General features: G+C 44.7%; 18 protein-coding genes and 1 pseudogene. 13 read left to right on the forward strand and 6 right to left on the reverse strand.

What is annotated here, in order from left to right; translation table 11 throughout:
- Positions 1-3: 3 nt before the first annotated feature.
- The 13 genes and pseudogenes from hisH (at position 4) to BXP28_RS18195 (ending at position 12,423) form a co-directional block, all read left to right on the forward strand.
- A complete protein-coding gene (hisH, locus tag BXP28_RS18135; protein ID WP_023485016.1) occupies positions 4-609 on the forward strand; it encodes an imidazole glycerol phosphate synthase subunit HisH in 606 nt (201 codons plus the stop codon).
- Between the two features lie 128 nt (positions 610-737).
- A complete protein-coding gene (hisA, locus tag BXP28_RS18140; RefSeq protein ID WP_023485017.1) occupies positions 738-1,472 on the forward strand; it encodes a 1-(5-phosphoribosyl)-5-[(5-phosphoribosylamino)methylideneamino]imidazole-4-carboxamide isomerase in 735 nt (244 codons plus the stop codon).
- Between the two features lie 86 nt (positions 1,473-1,558).
- A pseudogene (hisF, locus tag BXP28_RS18145) lies at positions 1,559-2,317 on the forward strand (imidazole glycerol phosphate synthase subunit HisF).
- Positions 2,314-3,042, forward strand: coding sequence for a bifunctional phosphoribosyl-AMP cyclohydrolase/phosphoribosyl-ATP diphosphatase HisIE (hisIE, locus tag BXP28_RS18150; protein WP_023485020.1), 729 nt, complete (start codon positions 2,314-2,316; stop codon positions 3,040-3,042). The pseudogene hisF and the gene hisIE overlap by 4 nt, the downstream one beginning before the upstream one ends.
- A 69-nt stretch (positions 3,043-3,111) precedes the next feature.
- The gene (hisJ, locus tag BXP28_RS18155; protein WP_023485021.1) at positions 3,112-3,918 is read left to right on the forward strand and encodes a histidinol-phosphatase HisJ; all 807 of its coding nucleotides are present in this window, start codon (positions 3,112-3,114) and stop codon (positions 3,916-3,918) included.
- A 189-nt stretch (positions 3,919-4,107) separates the two neighbouring features.
- The gene (locus tag BXP28_RS18160; protein WP_023485022.1) at positions 4,108-5,058 is read left to right on the forward strand and encodes a ribose-phosphate diphosphokinase; all 951 of its coding nucleotides are present in this window, start codon (positions 4,108-4,110) and stop codon (positions 5,056-5,058) included.
- 81 nt (positions 5,059-5,139) lie between these two features.
- Positions 5,140-6,906 (forward strand): tetratricopeptide repeat protein, encoded by a 1,767-nt coding sequence (locus tag BXP28_RS18165; RefSeq protein ID WP_023485023.1) that lies wholly within the window; start codon positions 5,140-5,142, stop codon positions 6,904-6,906.
- Between the two features lie 16 nt (positions 6,907-6,922).
- Complete coding sequence (trxB, locus tag BXP28_RS18170; RefSeq protein ID WP_023485024.1) at positions 6,923-7,870, forward strand: thioredoxin-disulfide reductase; 948 nt, start codon at positions 6,923-6,925, stop codon at positions 7,868-7,870.
- 191 nt (positions 7,871-8,061) lie between these two features.
- Positions 8,062-9,009: an ROK family protein gene (locus BXP28_RS18175; protein ID WP_036655797.1), complete on the forward strand. Its 948-nt coding sequence runs from the start codon at positions 8,062-8,064 to the stop codon at positions 9,007-9,009.
- Between the two features lie 60 nt (positions 9,010-9,069).
- Positions 9,070-9,951 carry an RNase adapter RapZ gene (gene rapZ / locus BXP28_RS18180; protein ID WP_023485026.1) on the forward strand — a complete coding sequence of 294 codons (882 nt, stop codon included), beginning with the start codon at positions 9,070-9,072 and terminating at the stop codon, positions 9,949-9,951.
- Between the two features lie 11 nt (positions 9,952-9,962).
- Complete coding sequence (locus BXP28_RS18185) at positions 9,963-10,940, forward strand: gluconeogenesis factor YvcK family protein (protein WP_023485027.1); 978 nt, start codon at positions 9,963-9,965, stop codon at positions 10,938-10,940.
- Between the two features lie 5 nt (positions 10,941-10,945).
- Entirely contained in the window at positions 10,946-11,881 is a 936-nt protein-coding gene (whiA, locus tag BXP28_RS18190; protein WP_023485028.1) for a DNA-binding protein WhiA, read from the forward strand.
- 272 nt (positions 11,882-12,153) lie between these two features.
- Entirely contained in the window at positions 12,154-12,423 is a 270-nt protein-coding gene (locus BXP28_RS18195; RefSeq protein ID WP_036655800.1) for an HPr family phosphocarrier protein, read from the forward strand.
- A 109-nt stretch (positions 12,424-12,532) separates the two neighbouring features.
- Here BXP28_RS18195 and BXP28_RS18200 read toward each other — a convergent pair whose 3' ends face one another.
- The 6 genes from BXP28_RS18200 to BXP28_RS18225 form a co-directional block, all read right to left on the reverse strand.
- Positions 12,533-12,766, reverse strand: a complete 234-nt coding sequence (locus tag BXP28_RS18200; protein WP_040930513.1) for a hypothetical protein — start codon at positions 12,764-12,766, stop codon at positions 12,533-12,535.
- Positions 12,767-12,792: 26 nt separating this feature from the next.
- Positions 12,793-13,416, reverse strand: a complete 624-nt coding sequence (locus tag BXP28_RS18205) for a YIP1 family protein (protein ID WP_036655801.1) — start codon at positions 13,414-13,416, stop codon at positions 12,793-12,795.
- A gap of 33 nt (positions 13,417-13,449) precedes the next feature.
- The gene (locus tag BXP28_RS18210; RefSeq protein WP_077585158.1) at positions 13,450-14,043 is read right to left on the reverse strand and encodes a stage II sporulation protein M; all 594 of its coding nucleotides are present in this window, start codon (positions 14,041-14,043) and stop codon (positions 13,450-13,452) included.
- Positions 14,021-14,740: an ABC transporter ATP-binding protein gene (locus BXP28_RS18215; RefSeq protein ID WP_023485031.1), complete on the reverse strand. Its 720-nt coding sequence runs from the start codon at positions 14,738-14,740 to the stop codon at positions 14,021-14,023. Before BXP28_RS18215 ends, BXP28_RS18210 begins: the two co-directional genes overlap by 23 nt.
- A 298-nt stretch (positions 14,741-15,038) precedes the next feature.
- Entirely contained in the window at positions 15,039-16,391 is a 1,353-nt protein-coding gene (locus BXP28_RS18220; protein WP_077585160.1) for a hypothetical protein, read from the reverse strand.
- A gap of 57 nt (positions 16,392-16,448) precedes the next feature.
- Positions 16,449-16,673 carry an uberolysin/carnocyclin family circular bacteriocin gene (locus tag BXP28_RS18225; protein ID WP_036655808.1) on the reverse strand — a complete coding sequence of 75 codons (225 nt, stop codon included), beginning with the start codon at positions 16,671-16,673 and terminating at the stop codon, positions 16,449-16,451.
- Between the last annotated feature and the right edge of the window lie 138 nt (positions 16,674-16,811).

Here is a 16,811-nt window from a genome sequence, read left to right on the forward strand (position 1 = left end):
GCCATGATTGCAATTGTGGACTATGGGATGGGCAATCTGCACAGCGTAGCGAAGGCGGTCGAACGATTGGGATATCAGGCTGAGGTAGTTGAAGGCCCGGACAGGCTGCAGGAAACGCAAGGCATAATCTTGCCGGGGGTAGGCGCTTTTGGGGATGCTATGGAGCAGCTAAAAATGAAAGGGATGGATTCGGCGTTAGCCCGGGCTGCAGCATCTGATCTTCCCCTGCTGGGAATCTGCCTTGGCATGCAGCTTTTGTTTGAAAGCAGTGAAGAGCATGGACGCCACCAAGGCCTTGGTTTCCTTCGGGGACAGGCGGCCCGTTTTCAAGGACCGCTTAAAGTCCCTCATATGGGATGGAACCGGCTTTCTTTTAGGCAGAAAGATCCTCTTTTTGAAGGGATGAAAGAAGGGTTTGTTTATTTCGTACACTCTTATCACGTTATCGTAGAAGATTCCCGGGATTTGCTTGCCTCCAGTGATTATGGACATGAAGTGGCAGCTATTGTAGGAAGGAAGGGGCTATACGGCATGCAATTTCATCCTGAAAAAAGCGGTGCTGTCGGTATGCAGCTGCTGAAAAACTTTTTAGGCTTGTGCAATAAATAAAATTTCTACCCTTAATTGTTGAAAGGGCTGAAAGTTTATGGAATATAGAATTAATAAGGAACTGGAACAAACGGGTTTTAAGGAATTATGAGCGATTATTGGATTCAGGGAAGGGCAGGGGATTGATAATGGCAGCAACCTTTACAATTTATCCGGCAATTGATATCAGGGGAGGGAAATGTGTCAGACTGGTTCAAGGAGACTATGATAAGGAGACCGTTTATCACGATAGCCCGGTGGATGCAGCCCGCAGTTGGGAAGTGCAGGGAGCTAGGTGGATTCATCTGGTGGATTTGGATGGAGCCAAAGCCGGTCACCCCGTCAACGATGTGATAATTGGTGAAATTGCCTCTTCAGTCAGTATCCCTGTTCAGGTTGGAGGAGGTCTCCGAACGGAAGAGGATGTAAACCGGCTTCTTTCCTTGGGTGTGAAGCGGGTGATTATAGGAACGGCAGCCATTGAGGACCGGGAATTTGTGAAACAGATGCTTGAACGGTACCGGGAGCGGATTGTGATCGGTCTTGATGCAAGGGAAGGCTACGTGGCTACAAGAGGGTGGCTGGAGACATCCTCCGTAAAGGTGGAGGACCTTGCTTCAGAACTGGCCCGGCAGGGGGCTGCTACCTTTATCTTCACTGACATTTCCCGGGACGGTATGATGGAAGGGCCGAATGTGGATGCGATCGTGAAGTTGGCCAGGAACTCGGGCGCTAAGGTCATTGCATCCGGAGGAGTTAGCAAAACGGAGGACTTGGAGCAGCTTGCTGCTGAATCACCTGCGGGTGTGAGTGGGGCTATTGTTGGAAAAGCCTTGTATACCGGAGCCATAGATCTGAAGCGGGCACTTAATCAGACCGGATAATAAAAAGAACCTTAGAGACCTGTACAGCAAGTTTCCCTTTTAGCCTTTTTCAACCACTTCGGGAATTGGACAGAGGAGAGAAGAACATGTTAGCCAAGCGTATTATTCCTTGCCTGGATGTGAAAGACGGGCGTGTCGTCAAAGGGGTCAACTTCGTGAATTTGAGGGATGCGGGTGATCCGGTTGAACTGGCTGCTCTCTATGACCGTGAAGGAGCCGATGAACTGGTCTTTCTGGACATATCCGCTTCTGTATAGGGGCGGGCTACCATGATTGAGGTAGTGAAGCGGACGGCGGGAGAGGTTACCATCCCCTTTACCGTGGGCGGAGGCATTTCCCAGGTTGAGGATATGAGAAAATTACTGAGAGCCGGAGCGGATAAAATCGGTATAAATACGGCGGCAGTACGCAATCCTCAGCTTATTGCCGACGGTTCCCGCAAGTTCGGGGCCCAGTGTATTGTAGTCGCAGTGGATGCCAAGTTCAATCCGGCTTGGAAGGAATGGGAGGTTTACACCCATGGCGGGCGCCAGTCATCCGGCATTAAAGCACTGGAATGGGTACAGCAGGCAGAAAGGCTCGGAGCGGGTGAAATTTTACTTACCAGCATGGATGCGGACGGGACCAAAGACGGCTTTGATATTTCCCTGACCAGAGCGGTTTCAGAAGCGGTTTCCATTCCGGTTATAGCATCTGGTGGAGCAGGTAAGGCTGAGCATTTCGCGGAAGTGTTTGCGGAAGGCCTGGCGGATGCCGGACTTGCCGCCACTATTTTTCATTATAAAGAGTTATCGATTCCGGATGTGAAACAAGCATTACGGGAAAAAGGGGTTGTGATCCGATGACAGAAGCGAATAAGCAGCAGTGGACCGAACTTATACGATTTAATGAACAGGGGCTTGTTCCTGCGATTATACAGGATGCTGCCAGTAAGGAAGTGTTGATGCTGGGGTACATGAATGAGGGATCCCTGCATAAAACGATTGAATCGGGAGAGACCTGGTTCTGGAGCCGTTCCAAAAAAAAATTGTGGCACAAAGGGGCAACATCCGGGAATATCCAGAAAGTTACAGATATTGCGTATGACTGTGACCAGGACACCTTGCTGGTAAAGGTTGTTCCGGCGGGATCCGCCTGTCATACCGGCCGTTACAGCTGTTTTCAATCTGCAGGAACGCATGGTCAGCAGGCTTCTTCCCATTTGGTGAGTGGTTGTCCCTCTTCAGCTGCCAAAGAAAACGGTCTGCTTACATCTTTTGGCCGGGAAGGGGACGCCAGGTTTACCATCCTTTCTGATTTGGAGTCCGTTATTGCTTTCAGGGAGGCAGAACGCCCTGAAGGCGCATATACGACCTATTTGTTTGAAAAGGGATTAGACAAGATACTTAAAAAGGTCGGAGAAGAAACGGCTGAGGTGATTATTGCGGCTAAGAATCAGGACAAAGACGAACTCCGATATGAAACCGCTGATCTTATATTTCACCTGCTTGTTCTGTTCAGGGAGTTAAAGCTTCCTTTGGATGACGTCATGTATGAATTGGAAAAGCGTCATATTCGCGTCCCGAAATAAGACAAAGAAGTAAACGTTCACTGTTAATGGTTGCTCTAACCAGAATGAAAATCTTGGAGTGATGGCTTCATGTTTATCGATTATCATACGCATCATGCACGCTGCGGACACGCTTCCGGGAATCTGGAAGAATATGTGCAGCGCGGTATTCAAATAGGCCTGAAAGAGATTGGATTGTCGGATCATATGCCGCTTTTGCATGTGGATCCGGCATCTTATTATCCGGAAATGGCTATGCCGATGGAGGAACTTCCGCGATATGTGGAAGAATGTCTGCAATTGAAAGAAAAGTATAAGGATCAGATCGCCATCAAGGTAGGTCTGGAAGGGGATTATATCGAGCATTATGAGGAACAATTTGCCCGGATTACAGAAGCTTACCCATGGGACTATGTGATCGGTTCTGTACATTTTTTAGGAGATTGGGACGTCACGGATTATAGGCAGACTCACCGGTGGGAAGGTCAGGATATTCAGGATGTTTATGAACGTTATTACGATGCTGTCCAGAAAGCGGCAAGGACAGGAATGTATGATTTTATCGGCCATGTGGATGTCATAAAAAGATTCGGCTTTGCTCCGGAGGAACCTTTGTATGAATTGGAGAAGCAAACACTGGAAGTGATTAAAGAAGCTGACATTGCCATAGAACTGAACGCTTCCGGTCTAAGGATGCCTTGCAAAGAGATGTTTCCAAGCAGGAGAATGCTGAAATATGCGCTGGAAATTGGGATTCCGGTTACAGTAGGGTCGGATGCACACCAGCCGGAAAAGCTGGGGCAATATTTACCAGAGGCCAAAAAATGCCTGAAAGAGTTAGGATTCGAAAATTTGGTCATATTTACAGATAGAAAACGTGAGGTAGTTTCTTTTTAAAATCGACATATTTCATGTATAATAGACCATGAATATATGCGCCTGTTGACATAAACAGCTAAAGAGGTTTGTTGAAAGATAAGAGAGGGTTCTCTTATCTTTCAACGCGTGGCGGCATCGCCCTGACTGGAAGACGAGGCCGCCTTTTGCTTGGACATGTATTTTTAAAAAGAACTATCGGAGGTAACCATGGAATCCAACAATGTGAAAATTTTTTCCGGCTCTTCCAATCCAAAGCTGGCACAACATATTTGTGACGAGCTGGGGCTGCCGCTTGGAAAGATCAAGCTTTCCCGGTTTAAGAGCGGCGAGATTTACTGTTTGTATGAAGAAAGTGTTCGTAACTGTGATGTATTTATCGTCCAGACATTTTCCCATCCTATTAATGAACACCTTGTGGAAACCTTAATCATGATGGATGCAGCCAAGAGAGCATCGGCAAGAACAATCAACTTAGTTTTACCTTACTATGGTTACTCCCGACAAGAAAGGAAAACGGCGCCTCGTGAACCGATTTCGGCTAAACTTCTGGCTGACCTTCTGCATACAGCCGGAGCAAGCCGTGTGATTACTATTGATCTTCACGCACCTGCTATTCAGGCTTTCTTTGATTTTGCCGTGGACCATCTGACAGCCCTTGATCTGATCAGTGACTATGTGAACAAAAAAAATATCAAGAACCCTGTTATTGTGTCTCCGGATGCCGGACGTGCCACAACAGCTGAACGCCTTGCTAATATTATGGACGCTCCTTTCGCGATGATGATCAAGAAGCGTCCGGCACATAATGAAGCTGTGATCACGCACGTAATCGGGGACGTGAAAGGCCGTACACCTATTATTATTGAAGATCTGATTGATACCGGAACCACGATCGTGAACGTAGTGGAAGGCCTGAAAGAAAGAGGGGCACACGATGTATTTGTTTGTGCAACCCATGGCGTATTCTCAGGACCGGCTATTCAGCGTCTGGACCATCCGAACATTCGTGAAGTGGTCATTACCGATTCCCTTCCGATTCCGGATAACTACCCGGCACGCTTTACCATATTGTCTGTAGCCCCGCTTTTGGCCAATGCGATCCGGATTGTGAAGGACGGAGGTTCCATTTCTTCGCTGTTCAAGTACGGCGGAGTATAAGAAGGCAATCATTTGTTTTGAATCCCCCCGGACTATGGTATACTTTGAAGTATATCCGAGTACCGGGGGGGGTGCCTTAGCATGCAAAAGAAAAAGCGTGTGTCCACCACGCATGAGAAGAAAATCATACCTATACAGATGGATGCCACGTTCTTTTTCGAGAGAGCGGTTCAATCATTGGATCGGTTCCATTATGATAAGGCATTGAAATATTTTCGGCGTGCAGTGGAATATGAAGATGATAATCCGGTGAATTATTGCAATTTAGCAGGAGTTTTATCGGAAATGGGACAGTATGAGGAATCTAATATGATTCTTCAGCAGATTATGGATGATATCGATCCCAAGATGACGGAATGTTATTTTTATATGGCTAACAATTATGCCAATATGGAGGATTACGAGCTCGCCGAGAAAGCTTTGGTCCGCTACCTGGAGAATGATCCCAGCGGGAATTTCCTGGAGGAGTCCCAGGAGATGATGGAACTCCTCAGTTACGAGTTGGGACGTCCCGCCGAACTTTGTGAAATCAAAAGCCGCGAGGGGCTTTTTGAGCATGACAAAGTACGTCTGCTCCTGGAGGAAGGGAAATTCGCCGAAGCGGTTAAGCTGCTGGAGGAGCTTGTCCGGAAGAAGCCGGATTTTCTGGCGGCCCGTAACAATCTTGCATTGGCCTATTATTATACAGGACATTTTGAAAGGGCACTGGATACTATCCTTGAAGTTTTGGATATGGATCCGGGCAATTTGCATGGACTTTGTAACCTGGCCATTTTTTATCAGCATCTGGGACGTAAAGAGGATTTGGAACAAGTGCTCACCATTCTTCGCAAAACTTATCCTTATCAGCAGGAACATGTATTCAAGCTGGCAACCACTATGGGGATTTTAGGAGAGCACACCAAAGCCTACCAGTTATTCCGGAGGCTTATTCGTACCGGAGAGGCCGGGCTTGACCCGTGCTTATATCATTATACGGCTGTAGCAGCCTGTAATCTCCGGAGGTTTGCAGAAGCGGAGCGGTTGTGGGGCCAGGTGGAAAGACTCGAACCCGGGTCTGTCGTTGCCAAGTTTTATCTGGATCAGATGAAACGGCTGCGTACAGAAGAGGGTAAGAAAAGAGTTTCTCTCAGCTATCATTATCATTTGCCCTTTGAAGAGCAGCTTAGGCAGCTGGAGAGATCCGCAAACGCTATTCCCGAACATCTGCAGAAGGACCCGCTGGTCCGAAGCTCTTTTTTCTGGGCGCTCCGGTATTCTGAACCTGGCACCAAGCTGCAGGTAATACAAGCTTTAGGGCGGATTGGGGATAATGAAGTCATAGAAGCGCTTAAAGATTACCTTCTTCAGACGGAGGAGGAAGATTACCTGAAGCGTGTAGCTATTTTCGTCCTGCGAAGTATCGGAGTTACCGGACCGCTGGAAGCCCATTTGAACGGGGGTAAGCAGACGATAGAATCTTCATTTTTTACTTCCCAGTTACCCAGGTGGGATGAAAAGTGGCAAGAGGTTCTGGAGACGGCCCACCGGCATATGTATAGGCGTTATGATATTGTGCAGCAGCATGATCTTGAAACATTATGGGTGGAATACCTGACCCGTGTTTATCCTGAGGTGCCCCGGATTTCCAAAGCGGAAAGCTGGTCCGCGGCCCTGGAATATCTTATTGCCAAGATGCATAGACGTGCTGTTACTTATCAAGACGTGGCCTCCAGGTACGGAACAACGGTTTCCACTGTCAGCCGGCATGTAAAAATGCTGGATACGGTATGTGGCATCAGGGAGAAGATAGAGGCTATTTTTCCGGCTTTCCTGAAAATGGACCAACATCATACTCAGCAGCCATGAAGGAGGATCACTTTCCATGCATAAAACTATCATTATAGGAACGGGACCTGCAGGATTGACAGCAGCGATTTATTTGGCCCGCGCTAATTTAATGCCATTAGTAATTGAGGGGCCGGAACCGGGCGGACAGCTTACCACTACAACAGAAGTAGAGAACTTCCCGGGTTTCCCCGAAGGCATTATGGGTCCCGAACTTATGGAGAATATGCGCAAACAAGCGGAACGGTTCGGAGCGGCATTTAAGAGCGGATGGGTGAACAAAGTAGACATGGGCAGCTGCCCTTTTAAGTTATCTGTAGAAGGCCTGGGTGAATTAGAAGCAGAATCCCTTATCATCTCTACAGGGGCTGCTGCCAAACTGCTTGGTATTAAAAACGAAAAGGAATACATGGGAATGGGCGTGAGCGCCTGTGCAACCTGTGACGGTTTTTTCTTCCGGGGCAAAAAGATTATCGTAGTGGGCGGCGGGGACTCCACCATGGAAGAGGCGAACTTCCTTACGAGGTTTGCCACGGAAGTCAGGTTGGTTCATCGGCGTAATGAGCTTCGGGCATCGAAAATCATGCAAGACCGTGCCCGGGAAAATGAGAAAATTACCTGGAGTTTAAATCGTACCCCTCTTGAGGTTATTGCAGGTGATAAAGGCGTAACGGGACTGAAGGTTAGAAATAACGAGACCGGTGAAGGGGAAATATTGGAATCGGACGGGATTTTCGTCGCAATCGGTCACAAGCCGAATACCGTTTTCCTCGAGGGACAGGTTGATACGGATGAGCTTGGGTACATTCAAGTTAAACCGGGTACAACCGAAACTAATATTCCGGGTGTATTTGCCTGCGGAGACGTGCAAGACTCCAAATATCGCCAAGCTATTACGGCTGCCGGAAGCGGTTGTATGGCGGCCCTCGATTGCGAGAAGTATTTGGAAGGCCAGCGAGTTCAGGACTGGAGTCATTCTCTGTAGCAGGTCAGGTTTTGCTTGAGATGAATGGATCTATCGAACGTGGGGGAGGTTGAATTCCTCCGCGTTTTTTAAGATTCAGGACCAGAGTGAACCCTTTTCTTCTGGATTTATGGAACCTTGACCTCCTCCGGGGGTTAGCTTATAGTTGAACTGAGCTATACCACTTTAGATATCTTTTTGGGGTGACAGTGATGAATAATCAGATTTATCTCGGTATGGATCTGGGAGGTACGAACATAAAGGTAGGCATCTGTGATGAACACGGATCGCTTGTAAAAACCTTTGAAGGTCCAACCGGAGCCGAGCATGGACCCGAAGCGGTTATGCAGCGCATTGCCGATTACGCTCGTAAAATTGTTGCAGACTCTCCCTACGAGTGGGAGCAGGTAGCGGGTATCGGTGCCGGGCTTGCCGGTTTTCTGGATATTCCTGAAGGAATCGTAAAGTTTTCTCCTAATTTGCGTTGGGATAACGTTCCGGTCAAAAAACTGCTGGAAAATGATTTAGGGAAAGCGGTCCGGATTGATAATGATGCCAATGTAGCTGCTCTTGGCGAAGCTATAAGCGGAGCTGGAGCGGACGTGTTGGACCTTGTCTGTTATACATTGGGGACAGGGGTTGGCGGAGGGATCATCATGGATGGCCGAATTTATCAGGGCCACAATGGTATGGCTGGAGAACTCGGGCATATTTCTGTTGTTCCGGATATCGAGGCTATCGTCTGTGGCTGCGGACAGGTGGGCTGCCTGGAAACGGTATCTTCAGCTACGGGCATTATCCGCATGGCGGGGGATGCTGTGGAGCGCGGAGACATGACTTCTCTGGCATTGCTGCCAAAAATTGAAGCTAAAGATGTATTTGACGCTGCAAGGGAAGGCGACGATGTTGCCAGCCGTATTGTAAACCGTGCCGCTTATTATTTGGGCCGTTCCATGGCTACACTGGCCGTTACGCTTAACCCCAAGAGATTTATCATTGGCGGAGGCGTTTCCAAAGCAGGAGATATTTTATTCAATCCGATTCGCGAAACATTCGCGAAATATACACCTGCCCCATCCCGAGAAGGCGTGGATATTATCCCGGCTGTACTGGGCAACGATGCCGGTGTGGTAGGAGCTGCCTGCTTAAATCTCCGATAACATGCATTCTGCTAGGACTAACTAGAAGAATGATGACACAGGAAAGAAAGGTGAACCCTCATGGAAGACAGTGTATCCAAACTGGTCATTATTACAGGTATGTCCGGTGCCGGAAAAACAATCGCAGTCCAAAGTTTGGAGGATCTGGGATTCTTCTGCGTCGATAATCTTCCGCCTGTTTTAATTCCTAAATTCGCTGAACTGATCGAACAATCCAAGGGAAGAATCGGCAAAGTAGCTCTTGTGATCGACATGAGAGGCCGTGAATTTTTTACGGCTCTTCAGGAATCTTTGCGTTACTTACAGGAGAACTACACGTTAACGTACGAGATTTTATTCCTTGATGCAACGGATTCAACTCTCGTTCAGCGTTACAAGGAAAGCCGCAGAAGACATCCGCTTGCCGCGAATGGTGCTCCTTTGGAAGGGATTCATCTGGAACGTAAAATGTTAGAAGAACTGAAAGGGCTGGCTACTCAGATTATTGATACCAGTTCCTTAAAGCCGGCACAGCTGAAGCAGAGAATTGTTTCCAGATTTACGAATTTGGAGAGCAACCGAATTTTTATTAATGTAATTTCTTTCGGGTTTAAATATGGAGTACCTATTGATGCGGATTTAATTTTTGATGTCCGCTTTTTGCCGAACCCTCATTACATTGAGACACTTCGCCCCCATACAGGGCAAGATCTTGAAGTGTATGAGTATGTGATGAAATGGAATGAAACTCAGGAGTTTTTAGCGAAACTGCTAGACCTCTTAAATTTCCTGGTTCCTCAATATAAAAAAGAAGGCAAGAGTCAAGTTGTCATAGGAATAGGCTGTACGGGAGGCAAACACCGCTCTGTTGCCATTGCGGAATATCTGGGTAAGGTTATGGGCAATAGTGAGACTGAAGAGGTCAGGGTCAGTCACAGGGATGCGGAACGGGATCGTCTATAAGAGGTGAATTCATGAGCAGAAAATATATAACCCCCCGTATTGTGGTTATTGGCGGCGGGACGGGTTTGTCTGTGATGTTGAGAGGTTTAAAACAAAAACCTTTGGATATCACGGCAATCGTGACTGTTGCTGACGATGGGGGAAGCTCCGGGGTTCTGCGTTCTGAACTTCAGATACCTCCACCGGGAGATATCCGAAACGTACTTACAGCGTTGGCTGATGTAGAACCCCTTTTGTCGGAAATGCTCCAATACCGTTTTCCGGCAGGTACAGGTCTTGCGGGCCATAGTCTGGGAAATCTGATTTTGGCTGCAATGAAAGATATAACCGGCGATTTTCTTACGGGTATCCGGGAAATGAGCAGGGTCTTTGCTGTCAGGGGACGTGTACTTCCATCTGCCAATCATGCTTTCGCCCTGAAAGCCGAAATGGAAGATGGGACCGTTGTAGAAGGGGAATCAAATATCCCTAAGGCAAACATGAGAATTAAACGCATGCATATTGTTCCGGAAGATGTAAAGCCTTTGGATGAGGCGATACAGGCAATCAAGGAGGCTGACGCCATTCTTTGTGGCCCGGGCAGTTTGTATACCAGTATTTTGCCTAATTTGCTTGTTCCGGGTGTAGTGGACGCGATTCTGGAATCGGATGCGGTCAAGATGTTTATATGCAATGTCATGACCCAGCCCGGTGAAACGGATGATTATAAAGTGAGTGATCATTTACAGGCCATTTATGACCATGTCGGTTGTGACTTATTTGATTATGTCATTGTCAATAACGGCGAAATTCCTCCTCAAGTGCATAGCAAGTATGCTGAGAAAGGAGCAAAGGCCGTTCATTTGGATTTGGAAGAAGTTACGAAACGGGGATACCGTGTGATTGCGGATAGACTGGTTTTATTCCGGACTTATCTTCGTCATGATGCAGAGAAGCTGAGCGACCATATTTATCAATTGGTGGAAAGCTGGATGATCAGAAAGAGGTGAATTCTATGTCTTTTGCGGCCCAAACGAAAAAGGAACTGACGTTAATTGAAGAAGCGGAAGCCTGTTGTGAACAGGCAGAGCTTGCGGCACTTATTCGAATGAACGGCACAGTCCAATTGTCCAATCAGCGTGTAATTTTGGACATTTCTACAGAGAATGCCGCTATTGCCAGAAGAATTTACTCTCTGCTCAAAAGGAATTATAATCTTCATACGGAGCTTCTAGTCCGAAAAAAAATGCGTTTAAAGAAAAACAATGTCTATATGGTGCGAGTCCCTGCCCAAGTGCAGGAACTTCTCTCAGACTTATGTATCGTATCCGAAGGATTTTTGTTTACTCCTAATATTGACAAGCGCATTATCCAGAAAGGCTGCTGCAAGAGGGCATATTTAAGAGGGGCTTTTCTGGCAGGCGGTTCTGTGAACAATCCGGAAGGGTCATCGTATCATCTGGAGATCGTTTCCATGTATGAGGAACACTGTAAGGCTTTGGTTGAACTGGCTAACAGTTTTGACCTTAATGCCAGGTTCATTGAACGTAAAAAGGGTTTTGTGTTTTACATCAAAGAAGGTGAGAAAATCATCGAATTCCTCAGCATCATTGGGGCTCACCAGGCCTTGTTCAAGTTTGAAGACGTACGCATCATGAAAGATATGAGGAATTCCGTAAACCGCATTGTGAACTGTGAAACGGCGAACCTCAACAAAACGATCGGCGCCGCTGTCAGGCAAATCGATAATATCCGGCTGCTTCAAAGGGAGATCGGGTTAGAAAACCTTCCTGAAAAATTAAGAGAGGTTGCCGAGGTCCGTTTGGCCCATCCGGATATGAACCTCAAGGAAGTTGGCGATTTGCTAAAAGGCAGTGTCAGCAAATCAGGAGTGAACCACCGTCTTCGCAAAATTGATGAATTAGCTGAGAAGATTAGACAAGGCAAATAGAATGGAGCTAGTTTATTTCTCGGCAAAATGGTATACTATTTAATGATGCCTTTTTTTCGAAAAGGGCAACACGCATAAGTTTTCCTTAATAACTTGAATCCATTTCATATGAAATTGATTCTTTGTCTTATCTTCACCGGAAAACTCAACCGTCTTCAAGACGGCGAAGCCGTTTTTTCTTGGTTATGTACGGTCGTCTTATCCAAGACGCTTTTAATACCCATTGGAAGTAGGCAGCATTGCTTTTAATAAAGAAGTAGGGGGATTGATTCATGTCGAGACGTCCAGTAGTTGTGAAGTTGAAGACAGGACTTCATGCTAGACCGGCAGCTTTGTTCGTTCAGGAAGCTAATAAGTTTTCTTCCGAAATTTTTGTGGAAAAAGATGAGAAGAAAGTCAACGCCAAAAGCATTATGGGAATTATGAGCCTGGCTATTAGCACGGGGACGGAAATCTACATAAGTGCTGAGGGTTCCGATGATGAACAGGCTGTGAATGCGCTTGTTTCTCTGGTAAGCAAAGAAGAATTGGAAAATCAATAAGTGAAGACAAATGGTTAAAAACCAGCCAATTCCTTTAAGGAGTTAGGCTGGTTTTGTCGTGGAATGCTGATGAATTCAACAAGGAATGGATTGTCCGATCCATATAGGATCAGATAAGGAAGATCAGGCTAGTTATCAGAAGGATAAGGATGGCCCAACCCATCCATACTTTTTTATGCTCATAACCGTACCTCTTGAGAATATATTCAACCAGCAGATAAAAGATAGACAAGGAAACCAGACCAATCATCATATCCATAGCAGGATTGAAAACACCATTGATAATAAAAAATTTAAAATACAGTAGTAAACCAATAGTGGTACCTATATGAATAATCTTCATGTCCGCTCACCCCACCGGCAATTATTCTACTTCATGGGACCCATTATCAAGAAATTCGGTATAATACTTAACAAAATATTTAAAACTAACAGGATAGTCACGACTTTTCTTTTTTGAGTTTTGGGTACTGACAAAGATAACCCGAGCAGGTAAATGCCTATGCTCCACAGTCCGCTAAAGCTAAGACTGTTTATAAATCGGTTAAGAAGAAATGGCGCATCCGGCGGCAATAACAAAGTCAAAGATGTCGGAGAGAACGCAATAGCTTTTCCCAGATAGAGGGTCATGACAAGTTTTAAAGCTGAATCGATAAAAAGCGGCATATAGGCATATAAACCTATAATCATCAGTTTTCTGAACGGTGTGAAGGCATCCAGGGCTGCCAAAGCAATATAATTGATGATGCTAAGAATGAAGATATTGAATAATGGGGTAAGACAGGCATAAAAAATAGCAAATACACTGGCTATTGTCTTGAGATAGCTCTCACCCATAAAGTTATCAGGTAAGGCCCAAACAGTCGATAAAGAAAAAGCTCCTGATAATAGGCTGATAAACAGGATGGGGAAAAATAAATTTCCATGCTGTAGGTTCGTTTGTAATACCTGTTTAGGATGAAAAAAGATTTGGAACAGGCTCCTGATCTTCATTTTATTTTCTCCTCTCAAGCCTCGATACATGATTCATTGAACGAATAAAGGAGAGATTTTTGCCTCTATAATCCCGGCTAAAATAAAAAGAACGACTGAAAGAACTAACATCGAAATGCTGTTTTTCAGGTGCTCTTTATACCTTATTTTTTTATTTTTTAAAAAACAGTATATAAAATACCAAGGATATAAACCGGTAGCACTGGCCAAGAGAATGGCGGGTATTTCAAAAACGCCGTGTGCCGCGATACTGCCAGCAGCAGTACTGAAAGAATAAAGTTCTCCGATACCTGTAAAAGTCACCCCCAGATAGTAGCCATTGATAAATAGTGCCCATAAAGTTGTGAATGAAAAAGAAAATAGCCCGCCTATCATGTACAGGGAACTTTGCAAATTGTGAATGATATAATAAAAAGGATCACTGGATAAGGTTAGAGTATGATCTATATTCACAGAAAAATTCCTTGAAAAAAGAGCGCCCAAAAGAAAAGAAAGAAAAAAGATGCACCCTGACGCAATAAAAAGTCCCAAAACGACATTTTTTTGAATCCATTTTTCGGATTTAAATCGTTTGTTAATCTGGTCCCATTTTGCTTGATGTTCACTAACTTGCTTCATGTTCATCATCCTGTACCAAACTCAACAATGCTTCCTCGAAGGAACGGTCATGTTTCAAAGATGAAATGGAACCATCAAACACCAAAACCCCTTGATGGATGACCAGAACACGGTCACACAAATCTTCCACAATATCCAAACGGTGAGAGGACAGCAAAATACCTGTCTTTTGCTCTTTAGCTAAATGAAGTAAAAATTCCTTTGTTGTTTTGGTGGAAAGAGGGTCATATCCGGTCATCGGTTCATCCAGCAGCAGATAACGGGGGGAGTCAAGTATACCTAAGATAAGAGCCACTTTCTGCTTCATTCCGAAGGATAGATGTTTCACATACTCTTTTCGTTTCTCCTGAAGGGAAAACATCTGAATAAGCGGGTCTGCTATTTTCCAAATTTGATCGTAACTTAATGAATGAAGCCTGCCTATGTACAGGAAGGTTTCTTCAACCGTTAATAAGTTGTATAGATACAGGTCATTCGGAATAAAACTTGTTTTCTTGTACTGATCTACCGGAAGGTGATCTGCTGTCATATTTCCCCCGGTCAACTTTCGCAAACCGCTTAAACATTCCAATAAGGTGCTTTTGCCCGCTCCATTATGTCCCAATAAGCCGAGTACTTCTCCTTCCCTTAATGAAAAGGATACGGAATTCACGGCTTTTGAAACGCTATTCTCATACTGAAAAGATGCTTTTTCGACACAAATCATTTTATTTTCCAGCCTTTCCATACAGGTGTTCTTAAAATAAGAATAAGGAGAACATTCCAAACGGCCGTAGTCAAAAGTAAACATTGTAAAGAAGAAATTAAAAAATCCTGCTCACTTATTTTCTCCGCATATAACAAAGCGGCCTTCACCCCGACAAAGCTAATATTGATAAAATCATAAAAAAGAAACAGCACACTCTCGGAAATAGATCCAAGCAGGGAAGTATTAATTTGGTCTTTGTTCTCCCAGCCAAAATTAGGAAAACAAACGCTTCCCACTATAAAGCTTAAAGTCAAGGTTAAGCTGATACAAAACGCGCTTGCCAGTACATATACCGAACCCAGGGGGAAACCGGTATAAATAATAGGATGATGAAAGTATGAATACATACGATCGGGAATACGAAAAAAAAGTGCAGAATAGCTTTGGCCCGATAAAGAAAGTACGGATTCTCTAATCGGACAAAATGAAGAATAATCCAGTTCCTTTCTGTGTCCAAACTGGTCACTTTTCCGGCGGCAATTGTAGCCAATGCAGCTAAAATCATCTGAGAGATGATGACCAATAAAAGCAAAACCCCTTGGGAGAGCTGTTCTTTCCCTGTCAGATGATATGAAAAGGCAGCGAAGCCTCCTAACATGCAAGAGGAAGAGAACCATACCTTTTTGATGAATTCCCAAGAAATCGTTTCTCCCCTGGTTGTCAGAAGTAAATCCTTCATGATCAGATTCAGTGTTTTAGAACGAATGCCTGGCGACATAAAGAACCGGGTTAAAAAGGAACGTTTATTGGTTTCTTTTCCTTGTTCTTCTTTATTCCATCTTGAGATGTCCCAGGATTTGTTACATACATATACTGGAGCTATAACAGCCGGCATTAGCAGGAGACTGGCGAGTACCACCCATACGTATCCGGTAATCAAGAACCCATTGTCCCATTTCCATTCCATAAAGGCTTGCATCCAGTGGGAAAAGAATTGGCGGTTATTTAGATATCTTATGATGGCATAAGAAATTCCTGCACCGATGAACAGCTGAAAGAGAAAAAAGATGACCCTCGTAGAGAATGAACCTATGCGGAAGGATGGCTTGTTTACAGCAAATAAAAGGACCATTAGGGACATTTTACAAAGTAAAGCAAACAGTACGATAGCCCAAAAAAGGAGAATCCATAAAATAGGGGAATAAGAACCCGCTGCTTGAATAATAGCAATGATGATTCCCGCCTGAAAAGGAATTCCATATAACAATACTTCCAGAAAGAAGGCATCTACCAGTTTGGCAAATTGAACAGCAAAGGGAGACTGTCCCCTCGTTCTTAAGAGGAAGTAATCCTGGGAAGAAAAAGCCCGTATGTATACTTCTTGAAAAGAATGTGTAAGTAAATAAGAGAAAAACAAAAGGCAAAAGAGGAATTCCATCTTGGCAGCCAAATCCAATGAAACCGTAATCCTGTTGTTTTGAAGAACAAGAAATAAAGCGTAACAAGAAAAGTAAGTAAATAATCCTACCAAAACCCATGCACCTGCGACAATTTGCAGCAGCCTTTTAAGGCTTATAACAGTATTCGGCAGAATTCGGCTAACCAACCAGCGGAAATGAAGCAAATGCTGTAATCCGATTAATAATCCTATATGTTTGATAGTTTTCATCACTAACTCCTTGGGAAAAGGCAGAAAGTCTGCCATAGACTTCTGCCTTAAAACGATTTACCATGCTATAGCTGCACTTCTGGCCATCCCTTTGATTTTTCTCTTAATCATGTAAAAAACTACAGCACCTCCAATAGCTAGCGGCCCCGTAACGGCAGCAATAATGGAAATAACTGCCCACATGTCTGCACCAGCCATCACAGCATCATAAACCTTTGTAGAAGTGTCCATACTTATTTTAAATGTACCGGCTATCTCAACGATGGAATTAAACAAATCCAATTTGATTTCACCTCTTTTAATTTCATATTCTATCATTACTAGTAATGCAAAAATATGGATTTACAAGTAAAATTATATAATTCTTTCTATTTAAATGTCAACAAATAACAAAAAAACCAGTCGGCCCCTATAGATTCG

The organism is Paenibacillus larvae subsp. larvae, assembly GCF_002003265.1.
Taxonomy (GTDB): domain Bacteria; phylum Bacillota; class Bacilli; order Paenibacillales; family NBRC-103111; genus Paenibacillus_H; species Paenibacillus_H larvae.

Excerpts from the sequence above, each read along its gene's own strand:
- hisH (WP_023485016.1), top strand. The coding sequence starts at position 4 with ATGATTGCAATTGTGGACTATGGGATGGGCAATCTGCACAGCGTAGCG.
- hisA (WP_023485017.1), top strand. The coding sequence starts at position 738 with ATGGCAGCAACCTTTACAATTTATCCGGCAATTGATATCAGGGGAGGG.
- hisIE (WP_023485020.1), top strand. The coding sequence starts at position 2,314 with ATGACAGAAGCGAATAAGCAGCAGTGGACCGAACTTATACGATTTAAT.
- hisJ (WP_023485021.1), top strand. The coding sequence starts at position 3,112 with ATGTTTATCGATTATCATACGCATCATGCACGCTGCGGACACGCTTCC.
- BXP28_RS18160 (WP_023485022.1), top strand. The coding sequence starts at position 4,108 with ATGGAATCCAACAATGTGAAAATTTTTTCCGGCTCTTCCAATCCAAAG.
- BXP28_RS18165 (WP_023485023.1), top strand. The coding sequence starts at position 5,140 with ATGCAAAAGAAAAAGCGTGTGTCCACCACGCATGAGAAGAAAATCATA.
- trxB (WP_023485024.1), top strand. The coding sequence starts at position 6,923 with ATGCATAAAACTATCATTATAGGAACGGGACCTGCAGGATTGACAGCA.
- BXP28_RS18175 (WP_036655797.1), top strand. The coding sequence starts at position 8,062 with ATGAATAATCAGATTTATCTCGGTATGGATCTGGGAGGTACGAACATA.
- rapZ (WP_023485026.1), top strand. The coding sequence starts at position 9,070 with ATGGAAGACAGTGTATCCAAACTGGTCATTATTACAGGTATGTCCGGT.
- BXP28_RS18185 (WP_023485027.1), top strand. The coding sequence starts at position 9,963 with ATGAGCAGAAAATATATAACCCCCCGTATTGTGGTTATTGGCGGCGGG.
- whiA (WP_023485028.1), top strand. The coding sequence starts at position 10,946 with ATGTCTTTTGCGGCCCAAACGAAAAAGGAACTGACGTTAATTGAAGAA.
- BXP28_RS18195 (WP_036655800.1), top strand. The coding sequence starts at position 12,154 with ATGTCGAGACGTCCAGTAGTTGTGAAGTTGAAGACAGGACTTCATGCT.
- BXP28_RS18200 (WP_040930513.1), bottom strand. The coding sequence starts at position 12,766 with ATGAAGATTATTCATATAGGTACCACTATTGGTTTACTACTGTATTTT.
- BXP28_RS18205 (WP_036655801.1), bottom strand. The coding sequence starts at position 13,416 with ATGAAGATCAGGAGCCTGTTCCAAATCTTTTTTCATCCTAAACAGGTA.
- BXP28_RS18210 (WP_077585158.1), bottom strand. The coding sequence starts at position 14,043 with ATGATGAACATGAAGCAAGTTAGTGAACATCAAGCAAAATGGGACCAG.
- BXP28_RS18215 (WP_023485031.1), bottom strand. The coding sequence starts at position 14,740 with ATGATTTGTGTCGAAAAAGCATCTTTTCAGTATGAGAATAGCGTTTCA.
- BXP28_RS18220 (WP_077585160.1), bottom strand. The coding sequence starts at position 16,391 with ATGAAAACTATCAAACATATAGGATTATTAATCGGATTACAGCATTTG.